Here is a 16,878-nt window from a genome sequence, read left to right on the forward strand (position 1 = left end):
GCCGTCGTGGGGAGCGGGGAGGGGTGGCCGGCCGGAGCGACGCCGCCGGTCGCCTGGCCCCCCACACCTCCTTCCGGCCCCCCGCCCGGCATGGCACCGCGTCCCCGCACCCCGCTCCGTGGTCCGCTACCCCCATGCCCGTACCGCCCCCGTCCGCGAAGTCCGCCGCAGAGCTGCTGCCCGAGCCGATGCGCAGGCTCGGGGCCTGGTGCGTGCTCGTCCTCCTCGCCGCCGGGGTCGCCGCGGTCGGGATCTGGTTGTGCGTCGAGCTGAAGACCGCGGTCACGCCGATCCTGCTCGCCGTGCTCGGGACGGCGCTGCTGCGGCCGCTCTACTCGCTGCTCGTGGGCCGCGCGCACGTGCAGCGCTCGCTCGCGGCCGGGATCACGTGCGCGGCCGTCGTGGCGGCGGTCGGCGGGGCCGGGTACATCGTGACGAGCGCGATCGTCGACAACGGGCAGCAGATCCTCGACTCGATCCGCAGCGGCTACGAGGACGCGGCCTCCTGGGTCGGCGCCAAGGACGCCTCGCTCGACGACATCACGCACAACGCCCGTCAGCTGCTCAACAGGTTCGGCGGTACGGCGGCGACGGGCGTCATCAACGGGCTCAGCGTCGTCGGCGGTTTCGTGGCGACGGCCGTGCTCGCGCTGCTTCTGATGTTCTTCTTCCTGCGCGACGCGGGCCGCGCGCTGCACGGCCTGCGCGAGCTGTCGCCCGGCGGCAGCTCCGACCTCGTGGAGGCGATGGCGCGGCGCGCGTACCAGGCGGTCGCGGGCTTCATGCACGGCACGACGATCATCGCGCTCATCGACGCCACGTTCATCACGGTCGGGCTGCTCGTGCTGGGTGTGCCGGGCGCGCTCGGCCTGGGCGCGCTTGTCTTCCTCGGCGCGTACATCCCCTACCTCGGCGCGTTCATCTCGGGCGCCGTCGCGATCCTCGTCGCCCTCGCGGACCGGGGCTTCGTCATCGCGCTGTGGGTGCTCGGGGTCGTGCTCGCGGTACAGGTGCTCGAAGGGCACCTGCTCCAGCCGGTCGTGCAGAGCCGCACCGTGCAGATGCACCCGGCCGTCGTCATGGTGACGATCACGGCGGGCGCCTCGCTCGCGGGCATCCTCGGGATGCTCCTCGCGGTCCCGCTGACCGCCGCCGCGTTCGGGATCTTCCGGGAGCTGCGGCAGCGGTACGGGGGTGAGGGCGGCGGCGCGAGCGCCGGGGAGGCGGGCGACACTCCCTGAACGGTTCACCGTTAAATCACATAAAACAGCCTGTAACGCTCTACGGTACGGATAGGGGTCCGGGACCGCACGGGGGTCCCGGACCCCCCACTTCCTCAGGGCTCCGCGCGGCCCTCCCCCTCCTGATCGTCGTCCTCTTCCCGCAGCTCGAACCAGATCGACTTCCCCTCGCCCCGCGGCGACACCCCCCAGTCGTCCGCGAGCAGTTCCATCAGCACCAGGCCCCGCCCCGAGGAGGCCAGTTCGCCCGGGTCGCGGCGGTGCGGGAGCGTGTCGTCGTCGTCGATGACCTCGACGCGCATCCGGCGCGCACCCGGCGGGCCCGTCACGGAGGCGATGAGGAGGGCGTCGCCCTCGGTGTGCACGAGCACGTTCGTGAGCATCTCGGAGCACATCAGCACCGCCGAGTCGACCTGTTCCCGCTCCGGCCAGTCGTGCAGCAGGTCGCGCAGTTGCCGGCGCGCCCCCGCGACCCGCTCCGGCTCGGCCTGCGCGACGGAGAGGATCGCGCGGCGTCCGCGCGGGTGGCGCAGCCTGCTGGAGGAGCCGATGAGCGCGCGGCGCAGGAGGAGTACGGCGATGTCGTCCTCGTGGAGCGGTCGCAGCGGCCCCGTGTCCCGCTCCGCGCCCGGCCCGTGGACGGCGCCGAGCAGGGCGTCCGCGAGGCCCTCGACGTCGTCGCCCTCGTACGACTCGACGGCGCGCCGCAGCCGCCGCCAGCCGGTGTCGAGGTCGTGCCCGCCGGTCTCGATGAGGCCGTCCGTGCACATCAGGATCGTCTCGCCGGGTTCGAGGACGAGCCGCGTCGTCGGGTAGTCCGCGTCGGGGTCGATGCCGAGCGGGAGGCCGCCCGCCACGGAGCGGCGCAGCATCGTGCCGTCGGCCATCCGGACCGCCGGCTCGGGGTGCCCGGCGCGGGCGATCTCCAGGGTCCCGTTCGCCGGGTCGACCTCGACGTACAGGCAGGTGGCGAAGCGCGGCTCGTCGTCCAGGTCGTCCAGCGCGTCCGCGCCCTCCACCGCCGTCGAGTCCATGCCGCGCGTCTCGCTGATGCCGTGCAGGAAGCGGGCGGCGCGGGTGAGGACCGCGTCGGCGCGATGGCCCTCGGACGCGTAGGCGCGTACCGCGATCCGCAGCTGGCCCATGAGCCCGGCCGCGCGCACGTCGTGGCCCTGCACGTCGCCGATGACGAGCGCGGTGCGGCCGGAGGGGAGCGGGATCATGTCGTACCAGTCGCCGCCGACGCGCAGGCCGCCGCCGGTGGGTACGTAGCGGGCCGCGAGGCTCATGCCGGGGATGGCGGGACCGAGTCGGGGCAGCATGGAGCGCTGGAGGTCCTCGGACAGCTCGCGCTGCGAGTCGGCGATCCCGGCGCGGCTCAGCGCCTGCGCGAGCATCCGTGCGACGGTCGCGAGCACGGAACGCTCGTCGGCGGTGAAGGCGACGGGGTACGTGAACGCGGCGAGCCAGGCGCCCATCGTGCGCCCGGAGGCGACGAGCGGCAGGAACGCCCAGGACTTGCGGTTGAAGGCGGTGATGAGCGGCCACGTCTGGGGGTAGCGCTCGCGGTACGCGTCCGGCGAGGAGAGGTAGACGGCGCGCCCGGTGCGGATGACCTCGGCGGCCGGGTAGTCGGCGTCGAGGGGGATGTCGGCGAAGGGCGCGGCGGCGTCCCTGCGGTGGCCGTGGTGGCCGATGACGGTGAGGTGGTCGTTCTCGACGCCGAAGACGGCGAGGCCGTCGGGGGAGAAGCCCGGCATGGAGAGCCCGGCGGCGACGCGCAGGACCTCCGTCGTGGAGCGGGCCTCGGCGAGCGCGCGGCCCGCGTCGAGGAGGAACGCCTCGCGCGAGCGCCGCCAGTCGCCGGTGACGGGCGCCCGCGCGACGGTGCCCGGGGAGGGCTCGGTGATCTCCTGCAAGGTCCCGACGAGGATGAACCCGGGGCCGCTACGGGAGGTGCGGCCCGCTGCCGGGGCGGTGACGTCGCTGCCGAGCCAGGTCGCCGCGGTGTCGGCCACGTCGCGCTCGGTCTCGGCCTCGTCCTCCTCGGGCGCGCCGACGGGGCGGGTGGGCCGCGAGCGGGTGCGGACGACGCGGACCACGTTGCCCTGCTCGTCCATGACCCGCAGCCGGGCCTCGCCGAGGGTCTCCTCGGCGGCGGCGAGGGTGATGACGCTCTGGATCTCGTTCCAGTCGGAGGGGTGGAAACGGGCCCGGACCGCCGCCTCGGTGAGCGTCACGGGACGCGCGGGCAGCCCGAGCAACCGGGCCGCCTCGGCGTCCACGGCGATGGTCCCGGCCGCGTCGTCCCACCGCCACAGTCCCGTGCGCAGCACGGAGAGTGCCTCGGCGGGGGTGGGGGCGACGTTTTCGCTACCCATTGTCGTATTTTACGTAGATCGCGAAGGGGGTGGCCAGTCGGAAGGGTGCTTCGGGGCAGCGCCCGGGCGGCAAGCGGGGCGGCGGTAACCTGGTACGCGCACGTTTTACACGCCCACATTCTTGACACCCGAGCGACTGGATAGAGATGCACCGGTACCGGTCCCACACCTGCGGCGAGCTCCGCGCCTCCGACGTCGGCGGCGACGTCCGGCTGAGCGGCTGGCTGCACAATCGGCGCGACCTCGGCGGCATCCTCTTCATCGATCTGCGTGACCACTACGGCATCACCCAGCTCGTCGCCCGCCCCGGCACGCCCGCCTTCGAGACGCTCGACAAGCTCTCCAAGGAGACGGTCCTGCGCGTCGACGGCAAGGTCGTCTCGCGCGGCGCCGAGAACGTCAACCCGGACCTGCCCACGGGCGCGGTCGAGGTCGAGGCGGGCGAGGTGGAGGTGCTCGGCGAGGCCGGGCCGCTGCCGTTCACGATCAACGCGGAGGACGGCGTCAACGAGGAGCGGCGCCTGGAGTACCGCTTCCTCGACCTGCGCCGCGAGCGCATGCACCGCAACATCATGCTGCGCACCGCCGTGATCTCGGCCGTGCGGCAGAAGATGGTCGCGCTCGGCTTCAACGAGATGGCGACGCCGATCCTCACCGCGACCTCGCCCGAGGGCGCCCGCGACTTCGTCGTCCCCTCGCGCCTGAACCCCGGCAAGTTCTACGCGCTGCCGCAGGCCCCGCAGCAGTTCAAGCAGCTGCTCATGGTCTCGGGCTTCGACCGGTACTTCCAGATCGCGCCGTGCTTCCGCGACGAGGACGCGCGCGCCGACCGCTCGCCCGGCGAGTTCTACCAGCTCGACGTCGAGATGAGCTTCGTCGAGCAGGAGGACGTCTTCCAGCCCGTCGAGAAGCTCATGACGGAGCTGTTCACCGAGTTCGGCGGCGGCCGTGAGGTCACCTCGCCGTTCCCGCGCATCCCGTTCCGCGAGTCGATGCTGAAGTACGGCAACGACAAGCCGGACCTGCGGGCGCGGCTCGAACTGCACGACATCTCGGACGTCTTCGCCGCCTCCGAGTTCAAGGCGTTCGCGGGCAAGCACGTGCGCGCGCTCCCCGTTCCGGACACGGCCGGTCAGTCCCGCAAGTTCTTCGACCAGCTCGGTGAGTACGCGGTCGAGCAGGGCGCGAAGGGCCTCGCGTGGGTCCGCGTGGGCGAGGACGGGCAGCTCGCGGGACCGATCGCGAAGTTCCTCACGGCGGACGACGTGAAGGCGCTCACCGAGCGCCTCTCGCTGGCTCCCGGGTACGCGGTCTTCTTCGGCGCGGGCGAGTTCGACGAGGTCTCGAAGATCATGTCGGCGGTGCGCGTCGAGGCCGCCAAGCGGGCCGGGCACTTCGAGGAGGGCGTCTTCCGGTTCTGCTGGGTCGTCGACTTCCCGATGTTCGAGAAGGACGAGGAGACCGGGAAGATCGACTTCTCGCACAACCCGTTCTCGATGCCGCAGGGCGGCATGGACGCGCTGGAGCACAAGGACCCGCTGGACATCCTGGCCTGGCAGTACGACATCGTGTGCAACGGCATCGAGCTCTCCTCGGGCGCGATCCGCAACCACGAGCCCGCGATCATGCTGAAGGCGTTCGAGATCGCCGGGTACGACCGCGACACCGTCGAGCACGAGTTCGCGGGCATGCTGCGCGCCCTCCGGTTCGGCGCGCCGCCGCACGGTGGCATCGCGCCCGGCATCGACCGCATCGTGATGCTTCTCGCCGACGAGCCGAACATCCGCGAGACGATCTCCTTCCCGCTCAACGGCAACGCGCAGGACCTGATGATGGGCGCGCCGACGGAGCTGGACGAGACGAGGCTGCGGGAGCTGAACATTCAGCTCAGGAAGCCGGTTCAGAAGTAGCGGGAGGCGGGGGCGGGGCTCCGCCCCGGGCCCCCGCCCGGGGGCTTCGCCCCCGCACCCCCGGATTCGGGGGCTCCGCCCCCGGGCCCCCGCTCCTCAAGCTCCCCCAGCCTCCGGCCGGGAGGTGCCCCAGAGAGGCTGGGTGTTGACCTGGTCCGCTGGAGGGCCGGGTTTTGGCCTGGCTGGGTTCCGGGCGTTTCGCGGCCGGATGTCCGAACGGATGTCCGGCCGCTTTTGTGGCTGCTGTGGCGCTGGACCAGCGCTAGCCTGTATGCATGGCGACTGTACAGATCCGCAATCTCGACGAAGAGGCGTACGCGATACTGCGCCGGCGCGCTGCCGAGTCCGGGCGCTCGTTGCAGGAGTACCTGCGTATCGAGGTGGAAGAGCTGGCCCGGCGGCCCAGTATTGACGAGATCCTGGACGACCTGCGCGACCACGCGGTCAGCGATGTGACCATGGACGAGATCGTCGCGATGCAGCGCGAGGGTCGCGACCGGTGATCGTTCTGGACAACTCGGTCCTGGTCTCGCTCCACTACGAGGAGGGGCCGCAGGGGAAGGCCGCCAGAGAACGTTTGCGTGGCATGACCGAGGTCTACGCCCCGGCGCTGATCGACCTGGAGTTCATCAACGTGACGCGCAGTCTTCTGCGCGCCGGGAAGGTCACGGAGCACATGGCCGACAGGGCCATGCGGAAGCTGCCGTCCTTTCCGATACGCCGAGTGAAGCACGAAGGGCTGCTCTTACGCGTCTGGGAGCTGCGCCACAACTACTCGCCCTACGACGCCTCCTACATTGCCCTCGCGGAGCAGCTCGGCGCGACGCTGCTCACGGGTGATGCGCGTCTGCAACGCGGCACGGGCAAGCGTTGCGCGGTCGAGCTCATCGGCTGACCCCCGTACACGCAGCCGGGGCCGCCACCCGCGCCGGGCAGCGGCCCCGTCTCCCCGCAAGAGGGACGTCAGTCCTCCGCCCCTCCGAACCGCTCCTTGAAGACCTCCAGGTCGTCGTCCGTCAGCTTCGCGAAGAGCACGGGCGGGACGATGAACGGGGTGCCGGCCGGGACCGCCGTCAGGGTCTTCGCCTCGTCGCGGGAGATCCACGTCGCCGTGTCCCCCTCCAGCCGGAAGGCCGTCCGCATCGCCTTCGCCGTCGTCGGGACGAACGGCTCGGAGACGACCGCGTAGAGGTGGATCAGGTTCATCGCGGTCCGCAGCGTCAGGGCCGCCGCCCCCTGGTCCGTCTTGATCTCCAGCCAGGGGGCCTTCTCCTCCAGGTACGAGTTCCCCGCCGACCACAGCGCGCGCAGCGCCGCCGCGGCCTTGCGGAACTGGAGCGCCTCCATCTGCTCCTCGTACTCCGCGAGCAGCCGGGCGATCTCCTCGCCGAGCCTCGCCTCCGCCTCGCCCGGCGTCCCGCCCTCGGGCACCGCGTCGCCGAACCGCTTGCGGGAGAAGGACAGGACCCGGTTGACGAAGTTGCCGAGCGTGTCCGCGAGGTCCTTGTTGACCGTCGCCTGGAAGTGCTCCCAGGTGAAGGAGGAGTCGTCGGACTCGGGCGCGTTCGCCATCATGAAGTAGCGCCAGTAGTCGGCCGGGAGCAGTTCGAGCGCGTCGTGCGTGAAGACGCCCCGGTGCTGCGAGGTGGAGAACTTGCCGCCGTAGTAGTTGAGCCAGTTGAAGGACTTCAGGAAGTCCACGCGCTTCCACGGCTCGCGCGTCCCGATCTGCGTCGCCGGGAACATCACGGAGTGGAAGGGCACGTTGTCCTTGCCCATGAACTCCGTGTAGCGCACGTCATCGGCCTCGTACCACCACGACCTCCAGTCGCGGCCCGCGCCCTCGGGCGCCGACTCGGCCCACTCGCGCGTCGCGCCGATGTACTCGATGGGCGCGTCGAACCACACGTAGAAGACCTTGCCCTCGGCGGCCAGTTCGGGCCACACGTCGGCCGGTACGGGAACGCCCCAGTCGAGGTCACGCGTGATCGCGCGGTCGTGCAGGCCCTCCGTGAGCCACTTGCGGGCGATCGAGGAGGAGAGCTGCGGCCAGGAGTCGGCCGTCGCGTCGATCCACTTCTCGACCTCGCCCTGGAGCTTGGACTGGAGCAGGAAGAGGTGCTTGGTCTCGCGGACCTCCAGCTCCGTCGAACCGCTGATCGCCGAGCGCGGGTTGATCAGGTCCGTCGGGTCCAGGACGCGCGTGCAGTTCTCGCACTGGTCGCCGCGCGCCTTGTCGTAGCCGCAGTGCGGGCACGTGCCCTCGACGTAGCGGTCGGGCAGGAAACGGCCGTCGACCGGCGAGTACACCTGCCGGATCGCGCGCTCCTCGATGAAACCGTTCTCCTGGAGCCTTCGCGCGTAGTGCTGGGTCAGCTCGCGGTTCTGGGCGGACGAGGAGCGGCCGAAGTGGTCGAAGGCGAGCGAGAAGCCGTCGTAGACGGCCTTCTGCGCGTCGTGCGCGGCGGCGCAGAACTCCGCGACGGGCACGCCCTGCGCGGCGGCGGCCAGCTCGGCGGGGGTGCCGTGCTCGTCGGTCGCGCAGATGTAGAGCACCTCGTGCCCGCGCTGGCGCAGGTACCGCGCGTAGACGTCGGCCGGGAGCATGGACCCCACCATGTTGCCCAGGTGCTTGATCCCGTTGATGTACGGAAGGGCGCTGGTGATGAGGTGTCGAGCCATCGGGGGCTGCTCCCAAGCTGCTACGAGTCGCTACGGAAGGTGAGGGGCGGAGGACGGGTGGTGTGTCCGCCGGTCACCTGTTATCCCGGAAATCGTAGCCGAACGGGCGAGACGGGCTCCGGGGGTTTCTCTCCGTGGACAGCGGGCGCGGAATGGCGGTACGGCTGGGGACCGGACGGTCACGCAACGTGAGACGGCCGGGTCCCGGTCCCGGGACCCGGCCGCGCTCGCCGCCTCGCTCAGCCCTGTGGCCGCCAGTTCGCGAGCAGCCCGCCGAGCACCTCGGCGTCGGTCAGTTCCTTCGGTACGGGGCCCGCAGGGAACCAGCCCGCGTTGGCCGCCCTGAGCCGCCGCAGGTAGTCGAAGTTCTTCGACTCCGTCTCGCCGAAGGAAACGAACTGCCAGCGCATCTCGGGCTGTTCGGCCTCGGCCTCCTTGAGTGCCTGCGTCGCGACGGTCCGCACGTCCGGCGGCCCGTCCGTCTGGAAGACGACGAGCGCCGGGGTCCCGGCGTCCTCCTTCGCGTGGAGGGTGCGGACCTCTTCGATCGCCAGCGCGAAGTTGGTGCGGCCCATCCGGCCCGCGCCCTCGTGGAGCGCGTCGACGACGCCCTCGTAGGCGTCGAGCGCGAGCGTGCCCGTCGCGTCGATCGCGGTCGAGAAGAAGACGAGCCGCACGATCGCCTCGGTGTCGAGGTGCGCCGCGAGCGCGAGCACCTGCTCGCCGAGCGCCTGCGCGCTGCCGTCCTTGTAGTACGGGCGCATCGAACCCGAGCGGTCGAGCACGAGGTACACGCGGGCCCGCGTCCCGGTGAGCCCGGCCTTGCGCAGGGCGGCACCGGCGCTCTTGTGGGCGGGGACCAGTCCGGGGGCGAGGCGCTTGACGCGGGTGGCGGGGGTGGCGGGGGCGGCCTTGGGAGGAGCGGGCGCGGGGGTGGCCTCGGCGGCCGGTGCCGGGCCGGGCGCGGGGGTGGGCTCGGCGGCGGCCGCGGGCGCGGCCTCCGGCTCCGTGGTGGCCTCCGGCTCGGGTACGGCCTCCGGGTCCGGTACGGTCTCCGGCTCCGGGGTCGCGACGGCGGCCGGCTCGGGCTGCGGCTCGGGGGCGGGTTCCGGGGTGGTCTCGGGGGTCTGGGCGGGCTCGTCGGCCTGGGCGGGCTCGTCGGCCGCTTCGGGCTCGACGGCTGCCTCGGGCTCGGGCGCGATGGCCTGGGCGGGCTCCGACTCCGGTACGGGCTCCGGCTCGACGACCGGCGCGGCCTCGGGCTGGGACTCGCTCGCGGTGGGCGTCGCGGCCTCGGGCTCCGCGTCGGCCGCCCCCCGTACCGCCTCGGGCTCCGCGTCCACGGCCTCCGGCTCCCGTACCGCCTCCGGTTCCACCGGCTCCCGTACCGCCTCCGGCTCCACCGGCTCCGCCGGGTGCGGGATCGTGGGGCGGTCCTGGGTGCGGTCGAAGGCCGCCGCCACGAGGTCGTCGGCGAGCGTGGCGTCGGTGGAGCGGCGCTGCTCGGGGAGCGGTTCGGGCTGGGGCTCGGGTCGCGGCTCGGGGTCGGTTTCACCCGTACGGGCGGCCGGGACGGTGGGGGCCGCGGCTTCCGCGTCCTGCGCGGGGGCCTCCTCGCGGGGCGCGGCCCCGGCCGCCTCCCCCGCCCGCGGTGACTCCTGCCCCTGTGCCTCCGCCTCCGCCTGTGTCGGCTCCGCCTTCCGGCGTCCGAAAGCGTTCCGCAGCAGATCCAGAATGCCCATGCGCGCACCCCTTCGCGTCAGTTGGTTCACGGCTTGGTTCCCGGCGATCCGTGGCCAGGGCGGATACGTAAGGTTAGCCGCCCTCCGAGGCGGTCGGCGGAAGGGTCGCGGGCCTCGCGGCGGCCGTCACTCCGGTACCGGCATGCCCGCATCTGTGTGATTTTCGGACGGTCTGTCGGTGTGCTTGGTGTAGCGCCTCCCGTTTCTCCTGTCGCATACCGGCACGGCTGTGTCCGAAGTGACGACGTGCGGTGGTGAGGTACGGATGACGAGGGACGTGCGAGAAGGGCGCCTGCTGCGGCTGTGGGCCCTGTGGTGCGGGGTGCTGCTGGTGGCGGCGGGAGCGGGCGTCCCCGCGTACGGGGCGCAGCCGCGCGCGGTGGCGGCGGAGAACCCGCTGTCCGTCACCTACGTGGCGCGGGACTGCCCCGAGTACAGCGACATCATGGCCAACAAGGCGCGCAACAACATCCAGGAGTCGCTGCGCGACCTCGGCCCGAACTCGAACTACAACAGCTCCGAGGCGGTCTCGGCGGCGAAGGAGGCGGCGGGCACCCCGCTGCCGCCCTGCGAACCGCTCACCGGCTGGACGTTCTCCACCGGCCGGGGCATCACCGGCCCCACGGCGGCCACCCAGAACCTGAGCACCGTCACCGGCCCCATCCGGCAGAACATCACGACCACCGCGAGCACCCCCGAGCTGGACGCGGCGGGCAACCCGACGGGCCGCAGCCTCCAGGGCGCCGTCACCGTCCGCCTCACCGACGCCGAGAGGGCCGCGCTCAACGCCAACGCCCTGTGGACGCAGGGCGGTACGCCCGCGCAGCCGCTCAACGGCAAGCAGGAGCAGTACGGTTTCGGCGCGCTGCGCTGCGCGCAGGACGCCCTCAACGGCGACAACGTCGAGCAGGTGTCGTTCCCCTCCGGCGCCCGCCACGTCTTCTGCTACTACTACGCGGTGACGCCGCCACCGGGTGCGGGCACGATCAAGGTCGTCAAACACATCGACGGCGCGGGTCAGGGTGATTTCCGTGTGAACGGGAACATCTCCTACGCCGACACCAACAACGACGGCGTCAACGACTTCGTGCTCTCCGCGTCGACCGGCAAGGACGCCTCGCAGACCTTCGTGCGCGGCGAGTCGGACATCGACAGCAACCCGTGGACGTTCCAGGAGGCCCTGGAACCCGGCAGCGGCTGGGAGCTGGTCGGCAGCCCCGACTGCGTCGTCACGGCGCCGGGCGGCGGCTCCGGCCGGAGCGAGGTCAGGACGGATTCGGCGGGCAAGGTGGAGATCGGGCTCGTCGAGGGCGAGACGGTGACGTGCACGGTCACCAACAGTCGCAGCGGCGGCGAGGGCCTGTTGCAGAAGGAGACCCTCGGCGGGACGGGCACCTTCGACATCGACCTGGACGTCCCGCCGGGGGCACCGCCCGTCGACGTGAACCCGGTGACGACGACGCGACCGGGCGTGCCCGAGACGGTCGCCGGCTCGCAGGACGTCGTCACCGGCACGTACACGGCGATCGAGCGCAAGCCCGCCCCGGACGGGCGCGGTACGTGGGAGCTGACGAGCGCGGTCTGCGACGGCGAGGAGGTGCCGATCACGGACACCGGTGACGCCTGGCGGGTCGAGCACGAGGTCACGGCGGGCGAGAACCCGCACTGCCTGCTCACCAACACCTTCACGCCCGGCGGCGCGATCGCGATCGAGAAGGTCACCCGGGGCGGTACGGGCACCTTCGGCTACGGCGTGACCCCGCACCCGGCCGTCACGGGTCCCGCGGACGGCTCCGCGCTGTACAAGGGCGAGGCGACGACGGAGGCGGAGGACACGGTCACCCCGGCGGTGCGCCAGGACGGCGGGCCCGGTCCGGTCGCGAGCGAACTGCGGGTGGACGACCGGCTGCGGTACACGGTCCAGGAGTCCCTGCCCCCGGCGACGGAGGCGGGCCGCTGGGTCCTGGAGTCGGTGGACTGCGGGGAGGCGCAGGACGGCGAGTTGCGGCCGGGCAGCTCCAGCGTCGAGGTGCGTCTGACGCCCGAGGACCCCAAGCCCACCTGCCGTTTCACCAACCGGTTCGAGGCGGCGGGGACGCTCGACGTCATCAAGACGACGAGCGACGACGAGGAACTGCGCCCGGACACCGCGCGCCTCGAACTGAACTGCGCGGACGGCGCGGGGGACGGCCTCGACATCGCGCCGGGCGCGAGCGGCGGCAGCCTCCCGCAGTACACCTTCAACACGGCCACGACCTGCACGGTGACCGAGCCGCGTACAGGCGCGGCGCCGGACGCGGAGGTCGAGACGACCGCGAGCCTGATGGTCGACGACGGGGAGCAGCGGCCGGTGGAGCTGGGCGAACCGTTCGAGGTGCGGCCGGGGGAGAGCACGGTGTTCCGCGTGGCGAACGCCTTCACGGGCCCGTCCCCCTCCCCGTCCCCCTCGCCCTCCCCGGGCCCCAGCACCTCGCCGCACCCGTCCCCCTCGCCGTCGTCCCCGGGCGTGCTTCCGCACACGGGCGACGACAGGTCCTGGCTCGCGCCGACCGCCGGCGTCGCCTTCGCGCTGCTGCTCGGCGGCGGGGTCCTGCTGCGGATGGCGTGGGTGCGGCGGCGGAGGTACCAGTGAGGCGGCGGGTGTGACGTCCCCCGACGGGGTGTGCGACGTGCCCCGGCGGTGAGGCGGACCGGTGACGCCCGCGCGAGGTGAGCCCCCTCATCTCGCGGGGGCGCCCGCGCACGCTCAGCCCGCCCGGCCCGCACGCGGGGCGGCCCCCGTGCCGAGCCAGTCCGACACCAACCGCCCGAACTCCTCCGGCGCCTCCAGCGGCGGCAGGTGGGCGGCGCCCGGGACGATCTCCAGGCGGGCGTCCGGGAGGAGGGCGGCCAGGGCGCGGGCGGTGGGGACCGGGGTGTACGTGTCCCGTTCGCCCACCACGACCAGCGCGGGCCCAGTGAACCGGCTCAGCACCTGGCGGTAGTCGGGGCGCACGGCCCGGCCGCGCAGCGCGGCGGCGGCTCCGGCGGGGGGCGTGCCGTGCATCATGCGGCGCACGTGCGCGGTGACGGGGGAACCGGGCGGCGTCGCGGTCATCCGGGGGAGCACCTCGTCCGCGTACGGTGCCATGCCCTCCCGTTCGAGCCGCGCCGCGAGCTCCACGCGGGCCCGTACGCCCTCCGGCGACTCCGCCTCCGCAGTCGTCCCCACGAGCAGCAAGCCCCTTACCCGCGCGCCGAATCGCCCTACGCACTCCATCGCGATCTGGCCTCCCATCGACAGCCCGCCGAGCACGAAGTCCCCGACCCCGCGCGCGTCGAGCAGCCGGGCGATATCGGCCGCGAAGGTGGCGAACTCGACCGTGCCCGGGGTGACTTCGCTCTCGCCGTAGCCGCGCAGGTCGGGTACGAGGACGCGTCGGCGCGGCGCGAGGCGCTCGCGCAGCGGGGTCCAGAGGGTGCGGTCGAAGGGGGTGCCGTGGAGGAGGACGAGGGGGAACGGGGCGCCGGGCGCGGGGGCGGGACCGTCGTCGTCGTGGGCGAGGGCGATCGGGGGCGGCGTGAGCTGCGGGGACGTCATGCGGGGGACGGTAGGGAGCGGCCGGGGCGCGGTGCAATCATGGCGATTGCTCTCGGTGCGATCCCGCGCCCGGGGCGATGAGGGAGGCCGGTCATGGACGAGTACCTTCGCCACGCCCACGTCCTCGCGCACCGCATCCTCTCCGGCCGTCTCCGCCCCGGCGACCGCCTCCCGCCGCAACGCGCCTACGCGCGCGAGCAGGGCATCGCGGCCTCGACCGCCGCCCGCGTCTACGGGGAGTTGAGGCGGCGCGGGCTCGTCGTCGGGGAGGTCGGGCGCGGTACGTACGTACGGGCCGCGCCGCCCGTCGCCGGAGCCGCCGCGCTCACCGCCGCGCCGCCCGGGGCCGCCCCCGCCGACCTCGAACTCACCTACCCCACAACCCCCGGTCAGCCCGCGGCACTTGCCGCCTCGCTCGCCCCGCTCCTGCGCCCCGACGTGCTCGCCCGCGCGACCGCGCCCCTCTCCCCGCGCGGGACCCGGGCCGCGCGCGAGGCGGCCGCCCGCCTCTTCGGCCCGGCGGGTGACCCGGAGCGCGTGCTCTTCGCGGGGAACGGGCGGCAGGCGCTCGCCGCCGCGTTCACGTGCGCCGTGCCGCGCGGCGGCAGGATCGGCGTCGAGTCGCTCACGTATCCGCTGGTCAAGGAGATGGCGGAGCGGCTCGGGCGGGTCCTCGTGCCGTTGCCGCTCGACGAGCACGGGATCGTGCCCGCCGCCCTCGCCGCCGAACGCCCCGCGGCGCTCTACTTCCAGCCGACGCTGCACAACCCCACGGGCCGCACCACGCCACCGGAGCGGCGCGCCGAACTCGCGGACGTGGCAAGGCGGTTGCGTATCCCCGTCGTCGAGGACCGGGTGTGGTCCTTCCTCGCCGATCCGGAAGCGGAGCGGGTGTTCGCGGCGCTCGCGCCGGAACGCACGTACGTCGTGGAGAGCCTGTCGAAGCGGGTCGCGCCGGGGCTCATGGCGGGCATGCTCCTCGTCCCGGAAGGTCGCGTCGAGTGGGCCGAGACCGCGTTGCGCGAGGGGAGTTGGACGGCGGGCGGCTTCGCGGTGGAGGCGGCGGCGCGGGTCCTGGCGGACGGCACGGCGGCCCGGCTCGTGGCGAACAAGCGGGCGGACGCGGCCCGCCGACAACTCATCGCGGCCGAGGAACTGCCGAACACCAAGTCACACCCCGCCAGTTACTTCACCTGGTGGCACCTCCCCGCCCCCTGGCGCGCCGAGCCCTTCACCGCTGCGGCCCGCGCCGCCGGAATCGCCGTCACCCCCGGCCCCACCTTCGCGGTCCCCCCGTACACCGCCCCCCACACCCTCCGCCTCGGCCTCGCCGCCCTCCCCCTCCCCACCCTCCGCACGACCCTCCGCACCCTGGCGACCCTGGCCATGACACTCCCCGCCTGAGCCCGGGCCGTGGCCGGGTGGCGGGGCCGGGGCTCGCCGCGCATCCTGAGAAGGGCCGTCCGTTCCCAGCATCCCGGGGGAACCCCATGCCCACCATGCGCGCCTGGTCCCTCACCGCCCCCGCCCCCGCCGAGTCCCGCCCCCTGCGCCTCGTCGAGAAACCCGTCCCGGTCCCCGGTCCCGCCGAGCTGCTCGTCCACGTGCGCACCTGCGGTGTCTGCCGCACCGATCTGCACGTCACCGAGGGCGACCTCCCGCCGCACAAGGAGCACGTCACCCCTGGTCATGAGGTCGTCGGTGAGGTCGCCGCGCTCGGCTCGGAGGTCTCGGGCTTCGCCGTGGGGGACCGGGTCGGTATCGCCTGGCTCCGTTCCACGGACGGTACGTGCCGCTACTGCCGCCGCCAGGCGGAAAACCTGTGCCCGGCGTCCCGTTACACCGGCTGGGACGCGGACGGCGGTTACGCCGAGTACACGACCGTGCCCGCCCCCTACGCCTACCGCCTCCCGGCCGCCGTCGAGGACACGGCCCTCTCGCCGCTCCTGTGCGCCGGCATCATCGGCTACCGCGCGCTGCTGCGCACGGACCTGCCCGAGGGCGGGCGCCTCGGGCTCTACGGGTACGGGGGCAGCGCCCACCTGTGCGGCCAGCTCGCCCGCGCCCAGGGCGCCCGCGTCCACGTCCTCACGCGCGGCGAGGCGGCCCGCGCGCTCGCGCGGGAACTCGGCGCGGTGTCGGTCGGCAACGCCTACGACGCCCCGGCCGAACCCCTGGACGCAGCGATCCTCTTCGCCCCGGTCGGCGACCTCGTACCGACCGCGCTGCGCGCCCTGGACCGGGGCGGCGTCCTCGCGGTCGCGGGCATCCACCTCAGCGACACCCCGCCGCTCGACTACGAGCACGAGCTCTTCTACGAGAAGGAGTTGCGCAGCGTCACCTCCAACACCCGAGCCAACGGGCGGGAGTTCCTGGACCTCGCCGAGCGGCACGGCGTGCGCTCGACCGTCCACCCGTACCCGATGTCCCGCGCCCCCGAAGCCCTCGCCGACCTCAAGGCGGGCCGCTTCGACGGCGCGGCGGTCCTCGTCAACGACCTTTCCTGACCCGTGACACGGGAATTAGGCACCTCCCACAGGCCTACAGGCCCGCACGCCCCCGGTGCGGCTCGCCTCGGCGCGGCCCGCTACCGGCCCCCCTCAGGCGCCCGCCATCCCTCCCGCAGCATTGCGAACAGCGCGTCCACCGCCGCGCCTTGATCCGCCCGGCCGCGTGCGAGGGCCGGTACCTCCAGGACGAAGCGTGCCAGCGCGTCGCACGCCAGGTTTCCGGCCGGGACGCCGAACTCCGCCGCGAGCGCCGCGCTCAGCGTGTCCGTGTGCCGGACCCACATCCGCTCCGAGTAGGCGCGCAACGCGGGCGTGGAGTCGATGAGTCCGTGGAACTCGGCGTGCTGCGGGTGGGCCGCGTGCGGGAGCCAGGTCCCGCGTACGTAGCGGTGCAGCGCGTCCACCACGCCCTCGCCCTCGCCCCGCTCCCGCACGGCCGCCGCGAGTGAGGCGTCCGTGTGCTCCTCCTGGTCGAAGACGAGCGCTTCCTTGCCGCCGGGGAAGTGCTTGAAGACGGTCGTCGGCGAGACGTCCGCCTCCTCGGCGACCTCGCGGACGCTCACGTGCTCGTACCCGCGCGCCAGGAAGAGGCGCAGCGCGGCATCGGCGATGGACTGCCGCGTCGCGGCCTTCTTCCGCTCGCGGCGGCCGGGCGCGGGAGGGGTGGAACGGGCGGTGTTCTCGGTCATGCCTCCAGGTTACCCGCAGGGTGGTACGGGAAAATTAGTGGTACTGGCTCAAAAGTTTGCGCGTACCACTTTTAGTGGCTACGGTGGGGGGCACGGGCCGGGTCGAGCACGAAGCCGCGGCAGCGCCACGCGCAGTCCCGTGC

Annotated in this window: 12 protein-coding genes; 7 read left to right on the forward strand and 5 right to left on the reverse strand. The window is 73.1% G+C overall.

What is annotated here, in order from left to right; genetic code table 11:
* Nucleotides 1-134: 134 nt before the first annotated feature.
* The gene (locus ACIP4O_RS26880) at nucleotides 135-1,241 is read left to right on the forward strand and encodes an AI-2E family transporter (protein ID WP_401578301.1); all 1,107 of its coding nucleotides are present in this window, start codon (nucleotides 135-137) and stop codon (nucleotides 1,239-1,241) included.
* Nucleotides 1,242-1,336: 95 nt separating this feature from the next.
* Here the strand turns inward: ACIP4O_RS26880 and ACIP4O_RS26885 are convergent, their stop codons facing one another.
* Nucleotides 1,337-3,622, reverse strand: a complete 2,286-nt coding sequence (locus tag ACIP4O_RS26885; protein ID WP_401578303.1) for a SpoIIE family protein phosphatase — start codon at nucleotides 3,620-3,622, stop codon at nucleotides 1,337-1,339.
* Between the two features lie 146 nt (nucleotides 3,623-3,768).
* Between ACIP4O_RS26885 and aspS the strand changes: the two genes are divergently transcribed.
* The 3 genes from aspS (at nucleotide 3,769) to ACIP4O_RS26900 (ending at nucleotide 6,427) form a co-directional block, all read left to right on the forward strand.
* Nucleotides 3,769-5,532: an aspartate--tRNA ligase gene (aspS, locus tag ACIP4O_RS26890; protein WP_401578305.1), complete on the forward strand. Its 1,764-nt coding sequence runs from the start codon at nucleotides 3,769-3,771 to the stop codon at nucleotides 5,530-5,532.
* A 275-nt stretch (nucleotides 5,533-5,807) separates the two neighbouring features.
* Entirely contained in the window at nucleotides 5,808-6,035 is a 228-nt protein-coding gene (locus tag ACIP4O_RS26895; protein ID WP_401578307.1) for a FitA-like ribbon-helix-helix domain-containing protein, read from the forward strand.
* Nucleotides 6,032-6,427 (forward strand): type II toxin-antitoxin system VapC family toxin, encoded by a 396-nt coding sequence (locus tag ACIP4O_RS26900; RefSeq protein WP_401578309.1) that lies wholly within the window; start codon nucleotides 6,032-6,034, stop codon nucleotides 6,425-6,427. Before ACIP4O_RS26895 ends, ACIP4O_RS26900 begins: the two co-directional genes overlap by 4 nt.
* 68 nt (nucleotides 6,428-6,495) lie before the next feature.
* Here the strand turns inward: ACIP4O_RS26900 and metG are convergent, their stop codons facing one another.
* Entirely contained in the window at nucleotides 6,496-8,214 is a 1,719-nt protein-coding gene (gene metG / locus ACIP4O_RS26905) for a methionine--tRNA ligase (RefSeq protein WP_401578311.1), read from the reverse strand.
* A 239-nt stretch (nucleotides 8,215-8,453) separates the two neighbouring features.
* On the reverse strand, nucleotides 8,454-9,956 hold the full coding sequence (locus ACIP4O_RS26910) for a VWA domain-containing protein (RefSeq protein WP_401578313.1): 1,503 nt from the start codon (nucleotides 9,954-9,956) through the stop codon (nucleotides 8,454-8,456).
* A gap of 265 nt (nucleotides 9,957-10,221) precedes the next feature.
* Here ACIP4O_RS26910 and ACIP4O_RS26915 point away from each other — a divergent pair, with 265 nt between their 5' ends.
* Nucleotides 10,222-12,588 carry an LPXTG cell wall anchor domain-containing protein gene (locus ACIP4O_RS26915; RefSeq protein WP_401578315.1) on the forward strand — a complete coding sequence of 789 codons (2,367 nt, stop codon included), beginning with the start codon at nucleotides 10,222-10,224 and terminating at the stop codon, nucleotides 12,586-12,588.
* A 114-nt stretch (nucleotides 12,589-12,702) separates the two neighbouring features.
* Here ACIP4O_RS26915 and ACIP4O_RS26920 read toward each other — a convergent pair whose 3' ends face one another.
* The gene (locus tag ACIP4O_RS26920) at nucleotides 12,703-13,536 is read right to left on the reverse strand and encodes an alpha/beta fold hydrolase (protein ID WP_401578317.1); all 834 of its coding nucleotides are present in this window, start codon (nucleotides 13,534-13,536) and stop codon (nucleotides 12,703-12,705) included.
* A gap of 93 nt (nucleotides 13,537-13,629) precedes the next feature.
* On the opposite strand from ACIP4O_RS26920, the gene ACIP4O_RS26925 reads away from it, so the two are divergent.
* Nucleotides 13,630-14,940, forward strand: a complete 1,311-nt coding sequence (locus tag ACIP4O_RS26925) for a PLP-dependent aminotransferase family protein (RefSeq protein WP_401578319.1) — start codon at nucleotides 13,630-13,632, stop codon at nucleotides 14,938-14,940.
* Nucleotides 14,941-15,035: 95 nt separating this feature from the next.
* Complete coding sequence (locus ACIP4O_RS26930; protein WP_401578499.1) at nucleotides 15,036-16,043, forward strand: zinc-binding alcohol dehydrogenase family protein; 1,008 nt, start codon at nucleotides 15,036-15,038, stop codon at nucleotides 16,041-16,043.
* An 80-nt stretch (nucleotides 16,044-16,123) separates the two neighbouring features.
* Here the strand turns inward: ACIP4O_RS26930 and ACIP4O_RS26935 are convergent, their stop codons facing one another.
* Nucleotides 16,124-16,735, reverse strand: coding sequence for a TetR/AcrR family transcriptional regulator (locus ACIP4O_RS26935; protein ID WP_401578321.1), 612 nt, complete (start codon nucleotides 16,733-16,735; stop codon nucleotides 16,124-16,126).
* Nucleotides 16,736-16,878: the final 143 nt, after the last annotated feature.

This window comes from Streptomyces sp. NPDC088923, from assembly GCF_044749745.1.
GTDB lineage: Bacteria > Actinomycetota > Actinomycetes > Streptomycetales > Streptomycetaceae > Streptomyces.